Annotated in this window: 12 protein-coding genes; 6 read left to right on the top strand and 6 right to left on the bottom strand. The window is 66.5% G+C overall.

The genetic code is table 11. The features are described 5' to 3' along the window. The first annotated feature begins 139 nt into the window (after positions 1-139). A complete protein-coding gene (locus AB0M30_RS29195; protein ID WP_364589903.1) occupies positions 140-1,000 on the top strand; it encodes a hypothetical protein in 861 nt (286 codons plus the stop codon). 78 nt (positions 1,001-1,078) lie between these two features. Here AB0M30_RS29195 and AB0M30_RS29190 read toward each other — a convergent pair whose 3' ends face one another. Both AB0M30_RS29190 and AB0M30_RS29185 read right to left on the bottom strand, forming a co-directional pair. Continuing rightward, positions 1,079-1,504 (bottom strand): hypothetical protein, encoded by a 426-nt coding sequence (locus AB0M30_RS29190; protein ID WP_364589900.1) that lies wholly within the window; start codon positions 1,502-1,504, stop codon positions 1,079-1,081. 50 nt (positions 1,505-1,554) lie between these two features. Beyond that, positions 1,555-6,384 carry an RHS repeat-associated core domain-containing protein gene (locus tag AB0M30_RS29185; RefSeq protein WP_364589897.1) on the bottom strand — a complete coding sequence of 1,610 codons (4,830 nt, stop codon included), beginning with the start codon at positions 6,382-6,384 and terminating at the stop codon, positions 1,555-1,557. Between the two features lie 379 nt (positions 6,385-6,763). Between AB0M30_RS29185 and AB0M30_RS29180 the strand changes: the two genes are divergently transcribed. Then, positions 6,764-7,189, top strand: a complete 426-nt coding sequence (locus AB0M30_RS29180; RefSeq protein WP_364589894.1) for a contact-dependent growth inhibition system immunity protein — start codon at positions 6,764-6,766, stop codon at positions 7,187-7,189. 311 nt (positions 7,190-7,500) lie between these two features. Here AB0M30_RS29180 and AB0M30_RS29175 read toward each other — a convergent pair whose 3' ends face one another. Beyond that, the gene (locus tag AB0M30_RS29175) at positions 7,501-7,863 is read right to left on the bottom strand and encodes a hypothetical protein (protein WP_364589891.1); all 363 of its coding nucleotides are present in this window, start codon (positions 7,861-7,863) and stop codon (positions 7,501-7,503) included. A 34-nt stretch (positions 7,864-7,897) separates the two neighbouring features. On the opposite strand from AB0M30_RS29175, the gene AB0M30_RS29170 reads away from it, so the two are divergent. From AB0M30_RS29170 to AB0M30_RS29155, 4 genes are all read left to right on the top strand, one after another. Beyond that, the gene (locus tag AB0M30_RS29170) at positions 7,898-8,413 is read left to right on the top strand and encodes an SbcC/MukB-like Walker B domain-containing protein (protein WP_364589888.1); all 516 of its coding nucleotides are present in this window, start codon (positions 7,898-7,900) and stop codon (positions 8,411-8,413) included. Further along, complete coding sequence (locus tag AB0M30_RS29165; RefSeq protein ID WP_364589885.1) at positions 8,385-9,557, top strand: Wadjet anti-phage system protein JetD domain-containing protein; 1,173 nt, start codon at positions 8,385-8,387, stop codon at positions 9,555-9,557. Before AB0M30_RS29170 ends, AB0M30_RS29165 begins: the two co-directional genes overlap by 29 nt. A 10-nt stretch (positions 9,558-9,567) precedes the next feature. After that, entirely contained in the window at positions 9,568-9,831 is a 264-nt protein-coding gene (locus AB0M30_RS29160) for a hypothetical protein (RefSeq protein ID WP_364589882.1), read from the top strand. A 125-nt stretch (positions 9,832-9,956) separates the two neighbouring features. Beyond that, a complete protein-coding gene (locus tag AB0M30_RS29155) occupies positions 9,957-10,643 on the top strand; it encodes a hypothetical protein (protein WP_191315931.1) in 687 nt (228 codons plus the stop codon). A 71-nt stretch (positions 10,644-10,714) separates the two neighbouring features. On the opposite strand, the gene AB0M30_RS29150 is transcribed toward AB0M30_RS29155, so the two are convergent. The 3 genes from AB0M30_RS29150 to AB0M30_RS29140 all read right to left on the bottom strand — a co-directional run bounded on the left by AB0M30_RS29150 (position 10,715) and on the right by AB0M30_RS29140 (position 19,582). Further along, on the bottom strand, positions 10,715-11,362 hold the full coding sequence (locus AB0M30_RS29150; protein WP_364589878.1) for an SbcC/MukB-like Walker B domain-containing protein: 648 nt from the start codon (positions 11,360-11,362) through the stop codon (positions 10,715-10,717). Between the two features lie 1,102 nt (positions 11,363-12,464). Continuing rightward, a complete protein-coding gene (locus AB0M30_RS29145; RefSeq protein ID WP_364589875.1) occupies positions 12,465-12,707 on the bottom strand; it encodes a hypothetical protein in 243 nt (80 codons plus the stop codon). After that, the gene (locus AB0M30_RS29140) at positions 12,704-19,582 is read right to left on the bottom strand and encodes an RHS repeat-associated core domain-containing protein (protein WP_364589872.1); all 6,879 of its coding nucleotides are present in this window, start codon (positions 19,580-19,582) and stop codon (positions 12,704-12,706) included. The genes AB0M30_RS29145 and AB0M30_RS29140 overlap by 4 nt, the downstream gene beginning before the upstream one ends. Positions 19,583-19,588 lie beyond the last annotated feature (6 nt).

Here is a 19,588-nt window from a genome sequence, read left to right as displayed (position 1 = left end):
CGAAGATTTCCTGACACCAGCGCGATTAACCCGATAGGGTGGGCCCCCGGACGAAGTTGATCTAGAAAACTGGGTGGTAAAAGTGGGGAAAATCCGACGTCTGGCAACGATCGCGACCGGTGTCGTGGCAAGTGTGGCGATGGCGGCCGCACCGGCTTCGGCGGCGACGTCTTCGGTGGACCTGCCCGAGGGGATGACCGCCAGCTACATCGTCGTCGATCAGGAGACCGGCACCGCCTCCGACGAGCACAAGCAGTACCGTTCGGCCTCGCTGGTCAAGCTGTTCATCGCGCTCGACTACCTCGAATCGCACGGCCCCGACTACGAAATCCCGGCCGATGACCTGGCGCTGCTCGAGCCGATGCTGCGCTCCAGCAACGACGACGCCGCCAGCACGCTGTGGGTCCGCGACGGCTGGGACGAGATCGTCAAGCGGATGGTCACCAAGCTCGGTCTCACCGACACCGCACCGCCCGCCGCCCGCGGCAAGTGGGGGTACACCGCGATCAGTGCCGCGGACATCGCCAAGACCTACCAGTACATCCTGCACGACGCGAACCCGAAGTACCGCGACTTCATCATGGGCAACCTGGCGCAGTCGACCAAGTGCGGTTCCGACGGCTTCGACCAGTCGTTCGGCCTCCCGAGCGCGGTGCCCGGGCCGAAGGCGGTCAAGCAGGGCTGGTCCGGTTTCGGCGCCGCGCCGGCGCCTGGCCAGGAATGCACGGAGACCAACGCCCGCACGCTGCGCGTGCTGAATTCGCCGGAGGTCAAGGCGGCCACCGCGGTCGCGTCCAGCGGCGAGGGCACGCTCGGCACGTTCAGCGCCCAGGACATCGACCTGACCAGCCGCGCCATGCACACGAGCGGCACGGTGGGCGCGAACAACTGCAAGATCGTGGTGGTGCTGACGCTGGAGCCGACCACGCTGTCCTGGCAGGACTCCGCCGGCCGGATCACCCAGCTCACCCAGGACGTCTTCTTCCAGTCCGCACTCTGAAAGCGCTTGACTGAAGCACCGGTGGCGGCGGCCACGCGGCCGTCGCCACCGGATGCGGTACGGAAATGATCGACCGTTTCACTGCCAGCCGAGCTCGGCCAGCTGTTTTGCGGCTTTGCCCCGGGACCAGAAGGTCACCTTGTCCAACCGGCCCGACTCAGTCCGGAACTTGAACCCGCGGCTGAACGGGCCACGCACCCGGCGCACGCCGGTCACCTCGGCGCGGGCGATCCGGATCGACACAACGGCAGAGACGCGCAGCTCGACCTGGCCACGACTGACCAACAGACTGGCCAAGGGCCGCGTCACGTTGACGCCATTGACCCAGGCCCCGCCCCGCAGGACGGCGTCATAGTCCTCGTCCCTCAGCGCGACGATCAGACGCGCGTATTCCGGGTCCGGCGGCGGAACCTGACCCAATCCTCCGGTCTTCTCCCGCCGCCGGACCCCGACGATCACCGACGTCACGGAAAGAGCTCCGAAAACCAGCAGGAAGATTCCCATTTCCACACCGGGACTCATCGACGCTTCTCCCGCATCACCAGCGAAGTATCTCAGTCGAACAGACCCGTCAGCCAGTGCCAAGCCTTGGGGATGCTGAACGACGCCGACCACGTGTCGGACAAGCCGCCGTGTGCCTCGGCCGGAAGTGGAAAGCCCTCGGCACCCACGCCGCCGCTGAGCTCACCGACGTACACCGGACGCCCCTGACTGTCGGTGCCCCACGAGAAGTCAGCCCCTCCGAAGTACTCGTCGCCGACGCTGGCGCCCACCGTGCAGAACGGGCCGTTCAAGTCCTTGATCTGGTCGGCGTTGCTGCCCTGCAGTCCCACGCCGGCGCCGAACGAGGGGGTGGAAACGCCGCCGGCCGCCGTGGCGGTGACGCCCAGATCGCCGTGACCGTCGATCTGGATGCACACCTGACCGGACCAGAAGACGATACCTGCGAGGTGTGAGGTGAGGCAGATGCCACCGGTCCACAGGCCGGATGGATCCTTCCTGCCGATCGGATCGCCGTCGGCGTACGCGTAGACCGAACCGGACAGCGACGACGCCGGGTCGCGGGTGAGGAACTGCCCGGTCGCCGGGTCGTAGTAGCGGGCTCGTAGGTAGAGCAGGCCGCTCTCGGCGTCGGTGTATTGGCCGGCGAAGCCGAATGGCGTCGTCGTGCCGCCGGCGTTGGCGAACGTTCGCACGCCGTAGGCGGTATAGGTGGCTGTGTTGGCAACCGTCCCGTCCGCCGCGGTCAGCATCCGGACGCTGCCGAGCTGGTCGGCGTGCAGGTAGGTGGGCGTACCGGAGGTGGCGCCGATCTGCTCGATCGGGGTGCCGCCGGGACCGTAGAGGTAGAAGTTCGTGCCGTCCGCGAGCAATAGCGGCAGCCCGTCCACCGTGTCGTAGGCGAACGTACTGGTGGTCGTGCCGACCTTCTTGGTCGTGCGCAGACCGTCGCCGTTGTAGCCGTAGCCGGCGGTGGTCGCGCCGGAGGTGTACGAGGTGAGCCGGTTGGCTTGGTCGTAGGAGTAGGTGGTGGTCCCGGCCGCGGTCCGGTTGCCTCGCGGATCGAAGGTGTACGACCCGGTCAGCTGGCCCGCCGCGTCGTACGCCTGGGTGGTCCCCGCGTTCGAAGTGAGCTGGCCGGCGTTGTCGTAGGCGTACGTGGTGCCGGTGTCGGTGGTGAGCCGCCCGTCCGGGTCGTAGCCGAAGCCGCGGTCAGGCCCGAGCCCGGCCGACGTCTCGCCGCTGAGCTGCCCGGCCGCGTCCCACGTGTCGGTCAGGCCGGCCAGCGTCGTGCCGCCGTTCGCCACCGTGATGCCGGTGGTCCGGCCGGGGGCGTCGTGGCCGATCGTCGAGGTCACGCCGTTGGGAGCGGTCAGCGTGGCGAGCCGGCCGCCGCCGTCGTAGCCGAAGGTGCTGGCGCCGCCGAGCCAGTCGGTCACGCCGGTCAGCGAGCCGTCCCCGTCGTAGGCGCGGGTCACGTTCTTGCCGTTGGGGTAGGTCAAGGTGGTGACCCGGCCGGCCAGGTCGTAGCCGTATCCGACGGTCTGGCCGGCCATCGACTGGCTGGTGAGCCGGCCGAGGCTGTCGTACGCCGAGGTGGTGGTGCCGCTGCCGTCGACGGTCGTGGCCGCGAGCCCGGCCCCGGTGTACGTGCGGGTCACCTTGGGCGTGACGCCGTCCGAGTAGGTCGTGGTCAACAGCTGCCCGGCGTCGTCGTAGGTGTTGGTGGTGACCTGGTTCTGCGGGTCGGTGGTGGTCAGCACCGCGTCGACCGCGTCGTAGGTGTACGTCGTGACGCGGTTGAGCGGGTCGGTGACCGAGGCGACCCGGCCCAGCGTGTCGGCCCCGTACGAGGTGACCTTGCCGAGTCCGTCGACCCGGGTCTTGACCGTGCCGTCGGGCCAGTAGGTGGTCTGCCGGGTGCTGCCGTCCGGCTGGGTCGCCGTGCTCAGCTCGCCGGCCAGGTCGTAGGTGTTGTGGCTGACGCGGCCGAGCGGATCGGTGCTGCTGGTGAGCCGGCCGTCGAGGTCATACCCCTGGCTGGTGACCAGCGGACCGCCGGGCGCGGCGACGCTGGTCGACGTGAGCCGGCCGTTGGGGTCGTAGCCGAAGGTGGTCGTGTACGCGGCGGGGTCGGCGCCGCTGACGGTTCCCTGCGGGGCGATCGTCGTTTTCCGGTGCCCGTCCGCGTCGTAGGTGTAGGTGGTGGTGCGGCCCTGCGGCGTCGTGACGGTGGCGGCGTTGCCGGCGCTGTCGTAGGTCGTCGTGGTGACCTTGCCCAGCGGGTCGACGACGCTGGTCACGTCGCCGGGATGCGCGCTGTCGTCGTGCCGGTAGGTCACCGTCTGGTTGGTGGAGGCCGTCGCCGAGGTGTAGAGCGGCCGGCTCCGGCTCAGCAGATTGCCCTTGCTGTCGTAGGCGTAGGTGGTGGTGATCCGGGCCGGTCCGACGGACGACGGGTTGGGCTCGGTCTTGGTGAGCGGCTCGTTGAACGCGTTGTAGGTCGTGTCGGCTTCCCGGCCGAGGCCGTCGACCTGGGCGGTCGGGTTGCCCTTGGTGTCGTAGGTCGCGGTGGTCCGGTGGGCGTTCGGGTCGCCCGCGGTGGTCCGGGTGACCTCGGTCGGCGCGAGGGTTGCCTTGTCGTAGGCGTAGGTGGTGGTGACGGCGGCCGCGGTGCCGAAACCGCGGACGTTCGAGACGCGGATGCCGTACTGGTAGGTGTCGGCGGTCTGATGGCCAGCGGGATCGAGGACGACGGTCGTGCCACCGGCGGAGCTGTACGGGTCGCCGGTGTAGGCGAAGGTGGTCACCCGGCCCAGCGCGTCCGTCTGGCTCGTGACGCGGCCCTTGGCGTCGTACACGTTGGTGGTGGGGTGTTTGGTCGTCGCGCTTTGCTGCGCCGGGTCCAGCACCGAGGTGACCCGGTGCGCGCTGTCGTACGCGAACGTCGTGACGCCGCCGTCGGGCGCGGTCACGGTGGTGAGGTTGCCGGCCGAGTCGTAGGCGTAGGTGTACGCGTTTCCGAGCGGGTCGGACACCTTGGTGATGTGCGTGCCGGTGTAGGTCACCGACAGCGCCCGGCCGGCGCTGTCGGTCACCTTCGACAGCAGGGCGCCGGCATAGGACAGCGTGGTCTTTTCGCCGTTGGGGTCGGCGATCGCGGTGAGGTGGCCCGCCGAGTCGAAGCGCAGGATCTGGGTGGCGTGCCGGGTGAAGGTGTATGTGCCGTCGGCGTTCTTGACCAGCGTCGCCTGGACGAACGCGGGAGCGGTGTAGGCGCCCGAAGAGCTGGTGAACACCACCTCGGCGCCGTTCTCCTGGCTCACCGTGACGGCGCCGGTGGTCGCGTTGACGACCAGGCGGGCACCGTAGCCGGTGTGCCAGCCGTAGCCGAGCGGCCCGTCGTCGGCGGCCATCACGGAGTTGTACGAGCGAGCCCAGACGAGGCCGGGACCGCGGCCGGAGACCGACAGGTCGTTGTACCTCTCGTGGAACGCCCCGGACGAGGTGTCCACCGGGTCACCGCCCGAGCCGGTGCCGGACTGCACGAGCGGGCACGGCAGGCACGGGTTGCCATCGCCGGGCAGCTGCCGGGGCGGCACCGAACCCGCGACCGGGATCGTGCCGCCGGCCAGCGCGTAGCTGCTTTCGTAGTTGGCGGCCACCGCGATCACCGAAGTCAGCGTGCTGACCACCACCGGCGTCTTCGCGTTCGTCGTGGTGCCGTTGCCCAGCTGGCCGTGGGAGTTGTTGCCCCAGGAGCGCGCGGTGCCGTCGGCGCGGGTCGCATAAGCCGAATGGCCGCCCGCGGCGATCGCGGCGATGCCGGTCAGGCCACCGACCTGAACCGGGACGGCGCTCTGGGTGGTGCCGCCGGTGCCCAGCTGACCGTAGTAGCCGTCGCCCCAGCTCCACACCGTGCCGTCGGACTTGAGGGCGTAGCCGTCGGAAACCCCGGCGGCGATCGCGGTCGCCCCGGTGAAGTTCTTCACCTGCACGGCGGTGCCGGTGCTGGCGGCGGTGGACCCGTTGCCGAGCTGGCCGCTGCTGTTGTCGCCCCACGACCACACCGTGCCGTCGGACTTCATCGCGTAGGCCGTCTCGGAGCCACTCGCCGCGGCGATGGCACTGACGCCGGTCAGGTTCTTGACCTGGACGGGCGAGAGGCGCGTGGTCGTCGTGCCGTCCCCGATCTGGCCGCTGGGGTTGAGGCCCCATGACCAAACGGTGCCGTCGGACTTCAGTGCGTAGCCGTTGCCGCCCGAACCCGCGATCGCCGTGACGCCGGTCAGCGACCCCACCCGCACCGGGGTGTGGCTGTCCGCTGTGCCGCCGTTGCCGAGCTCGCCGTCGTAGCCGTTGCCCCAGGCCCACACCGTGCCGTCGGACTTGAGCGCGTACCCCGTGAACGAGCCGCCGGCGACCGCGATCACGTTGGCCAGCGTGCCGACGCGGACCGGTGTCGAGCGGTCGGTGGTGGTGCCGTCGCCGAGGCCGCCGTAGGTGTTGTAACCCCACGCCCAGGCGGTGCCGTCGGACTTGACGGCGTAACCGGTGTACAGGCCGGACGCGATCGCGGTGCCCGCGGTCAGCCCGCTGACCTGGGCCGGCGTCTTGGCATCGGAGGTGCTGCCGTTGCCCAGCTGCCCCATGGTGTTGGAGCCCCAGGACGCGACGGTACCGGTGCCGTTGAGGGCGACGGGAGCCGCGGGAGCCACCGGGATGGCGGGCCCGCGCTGCGGCGCACTGCGCGGCCGGCCGTCGTCTGCCGGCCGCAACGGGCCGGCCTGCGCCGATGCGGGCACAACAGCAACACTCACCGCGGCAGCGACGACCGCCACCAGGGCACGGCGCAGCAGGAATGGCTTGACAGGACGAAACATGTGATTCCCCCGTGTGAGGAGCAAAACGTTGTCGCTCCGAAAGCGTCGACTGTGAGGAGTCGACGGCATCACACTAAAGTGCGGGGTTTGTCCACGAAATGGTCATGACCATGGGTCACTCGAAGAGCGCAGCGTGACTGACTCTGCGTGCATCACCCGACTTGGGACTCCACCCGTTTGCCTTGTACTGCAAGGCATGGACGCAGACGGCGACCTTGCACGGCATGCCATGCCGACAACCACGTCAAACCGTCAAACCACGCATCAATCCGACCAAAACGGACTGACAGAATGGCGTCTCCCGAATCAAACCAATCGGCTGGAACGCCAGCTCAGCGTATCCTCACGCCCATAACCACGACACCCGGCGCGAGGAGCCATGAGAACCAGACCCGACGTCGACGAATCACTTACGCTCGAGCAGATCGAGGACCGCCGCTGGGGCAACCCACCAGCCGACGCCACACGGCTGATCAAGACCGTCTACGAGCTGCGTCAGAAGCCAGTCGGCTCGATGGACATCGAAGACCTCCGCGTGCTCCTGCTCCAGCACGAGGGCATCGACGTACTGGTTCCCATCGCACTGACCCAACTCGAGCAGAACCCACTCGCCGAAGGCGACTTCTACCCCGGCGACCTGCTCACAGCCGTGTTGAAGCTCCCGCAGGCATACTGGCAGCGGCAACCTGACCAACGTCGTCGCACTTCAGCCGTGATCACAGCGGCCGAAGCCCTTGGAAACCTCGACGACCACAACGCACCACACGACACCATCTGGCAGCAGATCAACATGTTTCGCGCTTGACAACCGCCAATGGCCAGCCTTTCCGTCGCAACCGCAGGCCGCGTCATCGCCGATCCTGGTCCATTGCGGACCACCGTGAACTACGAAAAAGACTTGATCGCCGCCACCAATCGGCTCAGCGAATGCCGAGTGAACCAACTCGACGAAAGACCGCCGGCCACCCCTCCTACCGGCGACCCGGGCTCGAGTCCAAGGGCTTGCCATTCTGGCTAATTTGAATCCGGCGTCACCAACGTCAAGGTCTCATACAGCTAGCAGGTTGGCGCTCGTACCCATCACCGATTCCGCTCAGCGTCGCGAACTACCAGCGATCAGCCGAAGAAGTTCCTCAGCTCGCTCATCGATACCGTCCACTCGGAGATCTCGATGCCGTCTTCGTTCACGGTACGACGAGACCCCAAAGATGCCCACGGCTCTTCGACGTCGAAGGCAACTTCCAACTCGTCGAGGAAGATCAGTGAATTCTGAACTCGAACTTCTTCACCCTCCCGATACAACGGCCAACAAGTCAGAAAATTACTGTTCTCCGGATCGGTCATGGCGACCATCAAGCAAGATTTAGAATACGGATATTCCTTGATCACATCGTACGCTTTCCGCCAACTCCGCCGGTAATCAAATAAGGCCCAGAAGGCAAGTGTAATCGGGAACGTCTCCTCGAAGTCGCCGATCACGATCCGCTCAGTTGCCGACACGGGGCCGCCGCCAGTGTCACTGAAACACATTCGCACCGACGTCCCCGGCAAGTCCCATCGCGACTATTTCCTCGACGTGCGCAAGCACATCGAGATCACCGCGGTGTCCTACGACGATGAAGGTCGCGAACGGTCGACCTACGCGGCTCTCGGGGGCAAGTCCGGCGGGGAGACCCAGGAGCTGGTCGCCTTCATTGTCGGAGCCGCGCTCCGGTTCCAGCTGGGTGACGAAGCCCATGCCCGTCCCCGGTTCGCGCCGGTGTTCCTGGACGAAGGGTTCGTCAAGGCCGACAGTGAGTTCGCTGGCCGGGCCGTCGACGCGTGGAAGGGGCTCGGTTTCCAGCTGATCATCGGAGCCTCGTACGGCCAGTTCACCGCACTCGAACCGCACGCCGACCACGTGCTCTACATGGCGAAGAGCGCCAGCGGCTACTCGTCGGTGAAGCCACTGCCACCGACGACCCGCCGGCCGTGCGGGCGCTGGCGGCGGAGGAGTCCGCGTGAAGGCGCCCGCGGCCGTCGCAGCTGACATCCGCAGGAGGCTCGGCAACACGTGGGCCACCGACCTCATGGGGACAACCGTGTCCTGGCCGCACCGCTTCTCCCTAGGGACGACTACAAAGACCGCACTGGAGAACGAGTGGCAAACCACGTACGAACCGCTGCGGCGAGAATGGCGCGAATGGGTGAGCGGTCGCCCGGCTCGGCTGCTCACGGCTCCGAAGCGCGTGTACAGCACCACGCAGGACATCCCCACCCACGTCGAAATCGACTCGATCGAGGCGGCGGCCTCCTTTTCCGGGGACGGCTGGGACGTCAAGCTACGCCGGGCTCGAGAACGGCTTGCGCGCTTGACCGACGCGTTCCCAGCGGCGGAGAACCTCGCCACCGTGATCCGGGCCGTACACGAATACAGTGACGTCGACTTCGACCTGCTCCAGACCGTCGCTCGCTGGTTCCAGGTGAACGACGCGGCGGGGCTCACGCCGCGGCAAGTGCCCGTGCCCGGGGTGCATGCCAAATGGTTGAACGCTCATCAGTCCTTCATTGCGGCGCTCAGCTGCCAGGAGGGACTTGGCCTGCTGCCTCCGCATCCGGCTCGCATCCACTTCACCTACCTGGGCCCGGAGTACCGCAAGTCCGACCGGCGCCACCACGACAGCGCTACGGTCGGCGACGCTTTCGCGCCGCCCTACCGCCCCGAGGTCGTCGTGATCTCCGAGAACAAGGACACCGCCCTCCACTTCCCGCCGGTCGAGGGCGGTATCGCGGTAGAGGGCGACGGCTTCGGCGGCAAGACGGCGGCCGCGTTCCCATGGCTGACCGGCGCGCCCCGCCTCTGCTACTGGGGTGACATCGACACTCACGGCTACGAGATCCTGAACGGCTGGCGCGAGGATGGCGTCGAGGTCGACAGCATCCTGATGGACCGGGCGGCTTACGAGACCTACGAACGATTCGGCACCGACACAGACCAGAAGGGCGTGCCGCTGAAACCGGCCACCCCCAAAGCCCTGCCGTTGCTCACGCCGGGGGAACGCGACGTGTACAACTTGCTGTTGCGACCCGACCTGCGCGGTCATCGGCGGGTCGAGCAGGAACGCCTACCGCTGTCGTTGGCTGCTGACGCGGTAGCGGCGCTGCGTAAGATAGCCCGGATGCGAGCGACCTAGACCCGCCATCATGCATGCCCGACGAACACCGAGCTGGCACCGGACCGCGCGGGACTTCGCCGAGGAGGTGGTGCAGCTTCGGTGCCGCTTGGCGCGACGCGCCCAGCGCAAAATCAACCAGCTCCGGCCAGTTCACCACGACTCGGCGCGCTCGCTGATCCAGCCGTCGGAGGAGTTCAAGGCGCTGGTCGAGTTCTCGGTGCTTGAATCGCTTGTCTATGCGGCATCGACCCGGCCGAAGTTCGATGGATCACGTCGATCGTCCCCGACGTAGTCAGGATCACTTCACGCGAAAACACACCGAAGGTCCTAGGGTCGCGACCGATACCTTGTGGTTGGGACAACTCGTGTAGCGTGAATCCGCCTTGGCATGAGGCGACATTCGAGAGGCGGGCATCGTTGTTCTCACCTGACCTGCAAGCAACGGCGGAGAAGTACTTCAGGTCGCTGGAGGTGTCGCAGCGTCTCATCGCCTTGCATCCCCGGGACGCAGGCGGTTCGGGCAACTCTGCCGCGCTTGCTCCAGCCGTGACGCTCTCGGTGATCGCCGCGTTTGAGGGCTTCGTTGAGGAGTTCCTCGCGGTTGTTCTTCTGTTGCAGGGGCACGGGTTCGCCCAAGTGGCCAAGAAAGTCACGATGAACAACCCCACCGTGCGGTTGTTCAGCTCGAAAGTTGCCGCTGAGGTCCCGGCGTTGAAACCAAAGCTGGGGCGGGACTTTTCCCTTCAGGTGTGGAACATCCCGGGCGTCAGCGGTCGCCCCGCAACCGAGACGATCGGCTGGGATGAGACCGTGTCCCGAGCAGACGGCTGGATGGAGGTGCGTCACTGCCTTACGCACGGCCTGGTCAGCGGCTGGCGTAGTGAAGTGTGGCCGGGCCCGGTGAAGGGAACCGGCGTCGCGACGGCCAGCAGTGTCTTGCGTGCCAAGCCTGGTGGGAAGCACTCCATCGGGTTGACCGGCGCGCTCTCCTGCGCACGTATCCATTTTTACGCGGCTCGCCACATCGCCACTCTTGCCGCGGAGGAGCTGAACGAAGAGATCAACTGGTCGAACGGTCCGCTGTACCCGCTCAAGAAGGAGTGACCGGGTGACGTGTCGACCGCCGATCGCATCCCGCTGCGGCACCGGGCGATCCGGTCCACGAGCCTCGGCGTTCAGCTCAGCAGCCCGGCCGCCAGTTCGTTGGTGACGAGCTGGTCGCGCTCGGCGGGGTCGAGCCAGCGCGCCTGGCTGCCGCCTGGGGTGCGGGTGACCAGCAAGACGTCGTCGAAGTTCTCTGCGACGTCGCGCATGTGGCTGATCACGGCGACCAGCCGGCCGTAGTCGGCTTGACGGGCGAGCGCGTCGAGGGCATCTCCCAGGACGGTGGGGTCCAGGGATCCGAACCCTTCGTCGAGGAACAGGGCCTCGATGCGCCCGCCGCCCCGGGAGGTAAGTTCCACCAGCCCCAAGGCCAAAGCGAGGCTCGCCAGGAACGTTTCTCCGCCGGAGAGCGTCCGGACGTCGCGAGGCTGTCCGGTGTGGCCATCAACGATGCGGAAGTCGGCGGAGAACGTGAACCGGTCCCTCGTCATCGATCGGAGCAGCCTCGACGCGTGTTCCAGCAACGCCCGCTGTCGCCGCTTGACGACCATCGCGGGGAACTTCCCGTCGGCGAGGAGCCCGTCCAGCTCGTGCAAGCTTTCGACGACGGGCTTGGCGGTGGCGATCCTGCTGCCCAGTTCGGCGCACAGTGGTTGCAGGCCGATGGCGGCTTCCCGGTCCCGCGTGGCCTCGCGGGCGTCCGTTCGAGCGTTGGTCAACCGCTCTTCGAGTTGGGCATCGCAAAATACCGCGCCAACGCCGGCATCGAACCACCGATCGCGACCGCCGCAGCACCGCCGACACCCAAGACCCGACGATCACGCAAGTCCGCCAAGTAGCGACACGGCTGGCCCACGCGCCACCGCCTGGCTAAGAAACGCTATACAGAATCAAGAACGGCCCGGCCTACGGCCGGGCCGCGTGCACGCGCTACGGCCTACGGCCCCGCGCGCACGCCCACCAACACAGGGGACCGGCATACAAAGCCACCTGACAGGTCAGCGCCAATTGGCCGTGACGATCGCTCCGCCAGCCGACCACTGACACGCTTCCGGCGACCGACGCCGCGACCGCGGCGGCACCGTGATAACTGCCGACTGGCACTCGCTCGAAGCCGGTCGCACCGCAGCCGCCAGGCGGGCAACATAGATGCTTATGTATTTCTTTGACCGGGTGACATCAGCGGTGACAGCAACGTGGACGCACAGCGACGTACTTCGGCGCATAGTGGAGCACCATCGCCGCTGACAGTAATGCACACATTACCGCGCTCTACCCTATCCATGCACGGTTTCCGACGTCCGTCGATCGAGCTCCTCCACAACGCGCTCAACGTCGGCCGCGCTGAACCTCAATGGACGGAGCCTGGCTTTTAGAAGCCTCCTGCTTGACCCGAACAGACGGCAAGTGCAACCAGGCCTGCGCAAGAGAACCCATTATTAATGGCGGTTCTATCTTTCGCCTGGAAAAGTCTTCCCACCGCGCCAGGTCGCCACTTCTCCATCTCGTCCAGATGCTCTGAAGTTTCTTGAGTTTGCCGATCACGCGCTCAGAGCGATTACACAGCAAGAAACTTCCCGGGCAGCGTTGTCCATTTCGCCCAAGGTATCTAACCTCCATCAGAACCCCGTTGAGCGCTAGGAGTTCTCGGCGATCATCAACTTGTAGGGCCTTACCTGCCACGCAAGAAAACGATAGTGGATAGACTCCAAACAAATTAGCGCTCTCACCACACGACCACCGTCCATCGTCAGCCTGTCCCTTCGGACCGATGCCGTCCTGCGACACTCGCAGCCACAGACGCGCAGCTCACGACCAATGTCAGTACGGTCTGGCGATGCCGCTCTCCCTCAAGACAGCCTCGTAGTATTGCAAAAACTCGACGACGCGGTCTCTGGCTTCCTGTATCTCCTCCGGCAATTCATCGATTCCGCCAACCTCCTCGAAAAGGTCTCGGAACGTAGCCATTGTATCACCCTGAATGAAGATTCCCGGAAACTTCCTATCAGGCATACGAAGAACCGTCACGTTACCTTCGCGCCCCAGGAGCTCAACTTCGATCATCCGCATCCACATAGCCCTTTCGGATAGAAGGTGATGTACGGCAAATCCTCGTTGAGAGGGCCAGTAAAGATATCCAATCCCTTACCCTGGCCCGTCCGAACACCGGAGGGCGCAATCCATTTAATCTTGTCCTTGATCTTACTATTAGCCCCTGTAACCACGTAATCCCAGTCCGATTCAGGGCCAGCCGTGCCGCTGGCCCTACTGCCCACCAGATGCACCGGCTTACCAATCCGATCAGCAGTTGCCTGGATCTTCGCAGCGTCACCCCCGCTAATGTTTTCGAGGCTCGCACCATTTGCTGCAGTCGGCGTGCAGTTGTGTACGAGCACCGGCGTGGTGCCGACCATCACATAGTACGTGTGAACTATCTCGACAGTAAGGTTATAGGTGCGATCGCTCCTACTGTATCTATGAACGACACGAACAGCGACCCGGCCATCACCCGGCGTAGCGAGCAGGTCACCGACTTCGAGGTCAGCCGCGTCAGCCCAGGTGTGGTTTGTGGCGTTCCAGAAGGGGTGGTGTGCCGTCGTGGCGATGGTCTTCAGGCCATCCGATGTCAGGACTGCGATGTCAACAAAGTCACGGTCGTCGTCGGTTACGTGCAGCGCCGTCACGACGTGACGCTGCACGACGCTGTCATCGGGTTCGGCGTTCTCGACTTCGTCACCGACCTCGACCTGCGCGATCGGCTTGGTGCTCCCATCCGCCATGAGCACCGGAGTTGAGCCAGCGAAACTGTTCGGGCATCCCGTGCGCGAGCTCAGTGGCGTCCTCATCGAACTGCCGTCGGCGGCAGCCGTGGCGCCGGCGGTCTCCTCGCCCACCGCCCCGGCAGCCGACCCGAATCCCATCGCGCCGAGCATCAGCAGGCTGGTGAGGTCGTCCATGACCATGTCGTTGAAGTTCTTCTCGTCCACGCACTCGTCGAAGTGCTCGACGCAGTACGTCGCCGCGATCACCTTGGCGCCCGCCGTGTCCTGGCCGTGCTCCAAGAGGTAGATCCACGCCATCCGGCAACCGCGCTGGCCGAAGCACGCCATTTCGTTGCCGGTGCCGGTGGCGGTGTTCCAGAACGGGCGCGGCCCGTCGATCTGCTGCGCAAGCGACGACCAGAGACTGATCAAACGCTGGGGATCGTCGGTGACCGGAGAGTACTTCTTGACGTGCCCCCGGGCGATCTCCCGTTGATTGCTGCAGGCTGAGCCGCGTTTGCAGCCGCTGTTGGCGGCGATATGACGGAAGCTGTCGATCGACTGCTGGCTGTACCCGCGCTGCTTCATGAAGAAGGCACGATTGTCGACGTAGTTCGGGTCCGACATCGCCTCGCCGGTCCCGCACAGCACCCCGTCCGGGCCGCAAGCGGCGCCCCACATCATGCCGAGCGGGTCGCTGAACGACACGGGACTGTTGTTGCCGTAGCTGTAGGCGTTCAGTGCCTGCGGGTTGCCGGTGTCCAGCATCGGGTCGGCAGTCAGGAACCGGCCGGACAACGGGTCGTAGTCGCGGGCGCCCAGGTGGGTCAACCCGGTTGTGTTCTGGTAGCCGCCGACGAAGCCGTGTTTGTCCGGCCACGTCGACGGCGGAGTCCCGCGGCTGATGCCGTACGGGTCCTGCCAGCGCTTGGTCACCGCCAGATTGCCGGCATCCACCGTCGCGTACGTGGACCCTTGGTGATCGGACAGCTTCCAGCTCAAGCCACCCGACGACGCGCGAGTCGCGATGACCTGGCCGTTGTAGCTGTAGAACCGGGTGCCCGTGGCGAAGATGCCCCCGGTCGGGACGAACAGCTCCATGTCGCCGACCGACAACGTCGTGCCGCTCGGGTCCTTGGTGATGAGGAGGTTGCCGTCGGCGTCGTAGAGGTAACTGCTGTCCCCTCCATTGGCCTCCTTCGCCGTCGCGACCCGGCCCTCGGCGTCATAGGTGAACGTCTGCGCCGCACCAGCCGGACCACGCGACTCCGTGCTACCCGTCTTCGTATAGCCGTAGCTCGTCTGAGTCGTTCCTGACGAGCCCGTGGTCGTGACAGCCTCGACAGCATGCGGACGCGAAGCCCCCGGCGCCGGGTACGTCGAGGCCGTCGTGACGTCCCCCGACGGTGTGTGCTGGACCTGGGTCTTGCGGTTGCCGGTGTCGTCGAAGGTCCAGGACGTCCAGTACGGCGCTGCCCCGTCGATACCTGCCGTGGTCGGCTGGGCCGTGCAGTCGGCCGAGGACGGCGTCCAGGCTTCGGTGAGCCGCTGCAGGTAGTCCTGGCGGAAGCACTGGACGTCGGCCTTCGTTCCCGGTGGGGTGTCGGCGATCTTCGTGAGGTTGCCGACCTGGTCGTAGGTGTAGACGCGGTTGGCGATCCAGTAGTCCGACGACGTCGAACGCTGCGCCTGAACCGTCTCGAGCCGATTGGTGCCGTCGGTGTAGGTGCTGGTGACCGAGACCTGGTAGGGACTCTGGTCATCGTTGAAGTTGGTCCGCAGGACCTGCCCCAGCGGGTTGTACGCCGTCGACGAGACCAGGATCGTGCCGCCGCCCGAACCATTGGCGGCCAGCATTGTCTTCGGGGCGCCGTTGTCGTAGTAGCCGAACGAGAGTTCCTCGGGCGGCAGACCGCCCTCCTCGGGCGTGTTCATGGTGCGTACCGCACCCGAATTCGGGTCGTAGGTGATCCCGAACCGGTAGCTGCCGGAAAGACCCTTGTCGCCCGGCGGGATGGTGACCTTGCTGCCGGTGGGCCGGCCCGCGGTGTCGTAGCCGCTGGTTTCCTTGGTGTAAGCCTTGTCGCCGACGTAGCGGGTGGAGCTGGTCGGCTGCCCGGGAAGCAAGGTGTCGTAGGTCCAGCCGGCGATCTTCGTGCCGGTCAGCGCCGGGCCGTCGTATTCGGCGGTCTTGCGGCTGAGGTTGTCGTAGGTGTAGCTGATCAACCGGCTGCGCGCGTCCGTCGTGGTCAGCAGCCGGCCGGCCGCGTCGTAGGTGAACGTCGTCCGGCCCGTGTCCGGGTCGGTCGAGGCGATCTTGCGGTCCTTCAGGTCGTACTCGAAGGACCAGACGTTCTTGCCGGTCGTGTCGGTGACCGTGGCCTGCTTGCCGCTGCGGGTATAGGCGTAGGTCGTCGTGTCGGCCGGTGACCCCGGGGTGTATTTCGTGGGGTCCTTGTACTGCAGCAGCTGGACGGTCTGGCCGAGCCCGTTGGTGATGGTGGTCGACCCGGTGCCACCGGCCGGCGGGATAGTGGTCGTGCGGTCGCCGTCCGGGATCGTCGTGGTGCGCCACTGCTCGACGGCGTGCAGCAGGTACGCGCTGGTCCGCGGGCTCCCCGCACTGTCGAAGGTCGTCAACGTCGTGTTCGGGACCGACGCGTCATCGGTGACGTACAGCGTCGACGATGGGGCCGCGCTGTTCCAGTAGGCGTTGTGGGTCTTGTACGTCCGCCCCTGCGAGTCGTAGAAGGTGTCGGTGATGATCCGGCCGGGCCCGTCGTCGGCCCGCGGCGCCTGGGTCTGAACGGTGCGGCCCAGACCGTCGACGAGCGTGTACGACGTCGCGTACTGCCCGTTCGCCAGCAGGGTCTGGGTGGTGACATTGCTGACGCCACCGGCGTTGCGGACGCTGTAGCTGTAGAGGACGTCCGCCGGCCAGTTCGCCGCCTTGCTGTGGCCCGGTTTCCACACCGACACCACGCGGCCGAGAGCGTCCTGCGTGGCGTCGGTGCGCAGCCCGCTCGCATCCTTGCTCGCGACGGTGATGCCGGAGACCGGGTCGAGGTACTTGGTCGAGGTGAACTTGGGTGCGTTCGCGGCGGCGGTGACCGGCGGTGTGGTGGTGTCGACCTGGGTGACCGGGCCGCCTTCGGCCGGGGTGTAGGCCGTGGTGCTGGTCAGGCCGAGTGCGTCGGTGGCACTGACCGCCCGCCCGTACTTGTCGTACACGGTCGTCGCGGCCGGCGACTTGATCTTCTCCGTACCGCCCGCCGGCCAGTCGTCGAGGCTGTCGATCTGGGTGATGTTGCCTTCGCTGGGCGCCGCGCCGAAGGCCAGCTTGTCGTAGTAGGTCCGGGTGTCACTGATGATGTTGCCGGACCCGGGTGGGTTGGCGGTGGCGTCGCAGACCCCGGAGATCTTCTGCACCTGGCTCGAGGAGTTCAGCAGCCAGGCGGTGGCGTTTTCCAGGTAGGTGGTGAGGGTGCAACTGGTCTGCTTGGGGTCGCTGGTGTCGCCTTCGGTCTGCACGGCGGTCGCGAGCCCGTACTTGCCGTGGGTGGTGTGCGTGCGCGACACCCGCCACGTGCTCTTCGTGTCCAGCCAGGTACGGGTCCGGGTCGTGTCCGTATCGGTGTAGGCCGCCGTGCGGCCGTCGGCATCGGTGGCCGTCGCGTTTGATACCCACGGCTCGGTCAGGCTGCCACCGACGACCTGACCGTCGCGGTAGGTGACGGTCTCGCGGGTGAAGCCGGCGACCTCCTTGCGGTCGGTGAACGACTCGTGCCAGTTCGGGCTGGTGACCGTCGTGCCTTCCATGCCGCGCAGGTAGAACGTCTCGGTGGTCACCGGCGGCCCGGACGGGTCACCGCCCGCGGGGCCGAGCCCGGTGGTCGTCTTGACGTCGCCGTAGCCGCGCCACTGCGACCACGTACGGTACTTCGGATCGGAGAAGGGGTCGTCGTCGTAGTGCCAGGCCGCGCCGCCGAGGTAGTCGTAATGAGTGACCTTCTGCTGCGGCTGCTGCGTCGTGTTGGCATCTTCGATGACGTCGGTGACCCTGAACTTGTTGAAGTAGTCCAGCACCGGATCGGTCGCTCCCGGCGGGGACCAGTACACCGGGTAGCACGACAGCGTGTTGTTCTTCAGGTTCGCCGGATCGGGCATCGGGCCGCCGGGTTTGCACTCGGGGTCGGCGTAGTTGACGGTGGTCAGGCCGCCCTGCGGTGTGGTGATGGCGTCGATCCGGTTGCGGGTCAGCGCGGTGTACTGGATGTTGGCGTTGACCCGGTTGGCCATCGACTTCGCGTGGAACGTCGTCGCGGGCAGCGTGATCGCCGAGCCGACGGTGTTCGGGCTCGAAATCCGGCCCGTCTCCGTGATCGAGTCCAGCCACAACGCCGTCTTGTTCCCGTCCGTGGTCGGCGGGAACGACTGCGCCAGCGCCCACTCACGAACCGGCTTCCACCCCGCGCCGCCGTCGGACACCTGGGTGGTGATCTTGGTGTAGCGCTTGCGGGAGAAGAACGACGGCGAGTTGTACACGCACACCGCGCCCTGGGCGCAGATCGCCTCCGACGGCACATCCGGCCACGACGTCGCCGTTCCCGAATTCAGCTGACCGGGATCACAGGTGATCGTGCCGCTGGGAAAGCAGCGCTCGGCCGTGTCGAACAGCACCTGCGCCGGCGCGTGGCTGAAGGTGTCGGCGACCTTGGTGTTGAACCCGTACTCGATCCTCTGCAGGTAACCGCTGCGCGTGTACTGCGTGCCGGGGTTGTTCGCGGTGGCAGCGTTGCGGTTGAGCCCGTAGTAGTTCGTCTCGGGCTGGTAGTAGTACGCGATCGCGTTGCCGTGCGGGTCGACAACGTAGTCCAGGTTCCAGCGCCACGCGCGGTTGCACCAGGACGCGGCATAGGTCGCGGCGTTGCAGGGTTCGTTGGTGTTGTTGCCGAAGACGGGAGCGGTCCAGGTCGACTGGGTCTCCGCCTTACCGGACGACCAGCCGGGCAAGTGGTTGAGGCCGAAGAAGTACTGGACACCGTCAGGCGTAGTGACCTTCCAGTACTCGCCGAACCTGTCGCCGTTGGCGCCGCCGGTGAGACGTTCGACGCGCGTGCCGTCATCGTCCTTCGGGTGCCACGTCTGGGTGTTCTTGTCCAGGATCAGGTCGCCGTTGGCGCCGGCGAAGGAGATCGTGGCATTGTCGTTGAACCAGCAGAGGTCACCGGTCTTGGTCTGGCCGTTGTTGCCGCCCAAGTCCTGGCTGCAGCCCTTGTAGCGGCGTTCGATGAACCCGCCGCCCGACAGGCTCCAGCCGTCGCCAACGCCCGAGGCCTGGTTGTTCGTGGCCGACGTCAGCCCGTCCACCGAGCTCGAGGAGTAGTTCAGGCTGACCGACGGAGCGGTACCTCCGAGCGCAGCAGGCGTGCCGATCGGATACGAGTAAGTGAAGTCCGCCGACGAGCCCCCCGCCGACCAGGACCCGGCCGGCTTCAAGTCGGTCGCGCCGAAGTCACCGCCACCGCTCTTGGTGCCAGCCTCTGCGGCCACCAGCATCGAAGTGCCAGCCTGCTTGTCCACCGAGGTAACGTCGGCCGAAACGTGCCGGGATTTGGTGTTGTTGTCCGAGGCCAGCGGCGTACCGACGTGACATTCGGGCTTGTCCGGCGTCGTCAGCAGGCACGACGGGTACTGCACGAGGTGCAGGCGCCCGCCGAAGTCGCCGCCGTAGGCGTCGCCGAACGACCGGTAGTCGACGTCGACGTTCACCGGCCCGCTCGTGTCACCGAGCACCGGCTCCACCTTGACCAGCACGCCCTTGATGCCGGTCTTGGCCGTCGTGGCCTGGTCCAGCGTGCTGACCCGGACCTTGCCCGGTGTGTGCCGGGCCTCGGCCGTCTTCGCCTGCGACCGCGCCACGGCGACCGCCTGCCCCGCAGGCGCCTTTGCCGCGCCGGCGTCAACGGGGAGGTCGACCTCGGTGCTGGTGGCCGCCGGCCAGCTGACCTTCGCGGGACCGCCGGATCCGGCCGGAACCACCGGTTTCGCACGGAAGCCGCCGTCGACGCCGTCCACGGAGCTGGTCTGCTGCAACGGAGGCAAGTCCCAGCCCAGCCCGTGCCAGCCGCGAGCCGCCGCTTCCGCCGCCGCGGTCTGCGCCGAACCCAGCAGCACGACGGC

It is taken from the genome of Amycolatopsis sp. NPDC051716, assembly GCF_040681595.1.
Lineage (GTDB): Bacteria > Actinomycetota > Actinomycetes > Mycobacteriales > Pseudonocardiaceae > Amycolatopsis.
Note: the sequence above shows the minus strand (reverse complement) of the source record. Positions and strands in the feature narration are given on the sequence as shown.